The following is a 479-nucleotide window of genomic DNA, read 5'->3' as shown; positions in this document are numbered from 1 at the left end:
GTACACAACAATCAAAGTAAAGTCACGCGATCGGTCGTAACAATGCCCCGATTTTCGCACGCAGGAACTCAAACGTCGTTGCGCTGGCGCGGGCGATCGATTCGGGTTCTACGCCTGCGCCATGACCGCCGTCGCGATGTTCTAGGTACCAGACTTCGTCGTGCCCGAGCGCCTGCATTTTTGCCACCATTTTGCGTGCATGACCAGGGTGCACACGATCGTCTGTCGACGACGACGTGAACAGAACCGGTGGATAGGAGGCAACGGCATTCACGTTGTGATAGGGTGAGTACGCCATCAACATTCGGTGGTCGTCTTGATTGTCAGGGTCACCATACTCATCGATCCAAAGGGCACCCTGCAGCATCAGGTGAAAGCGTGACATATCCAGAACGGGCACATCCGAGATAACCGCACCGAATAGCTCTGGACGCTGGATCATGCACGCTGCGGTCAACAGACCGCCGTTGCTTCCGCCG

1 protein-coding gene is annotated in these 479 nt (G+C 56.4%); it reads right to left on the bottom strand.

The window, feature by feature from the left end:
- Nucleotides 1-22: 22 nt before the first annotated feature.
- The coding region (locus RZR99_RS33085; RefSeq protein ID WP_323123864.1) for a prolyl oligopeptidase family serine peptidase at nt 23-479 on the bottom strand (457 nt) is incomplete at its 5' end.

Origin of the sequence: Burkholderia alba (assembly GCF_034721475.1) — a bacterium.
GTDB classification, from domain to species: Bacteria; Pseudomonadota; Gammaproteobacteria; order Burkholderiales; family Burkholderiaceae; genus Burkholderia; species Burkholderia alba.
The sequence above is the reverse complement of the archived record's forward strand: the minus strand, read 5'-3'. Positions and strand labels throughout refer to the sequence as shown.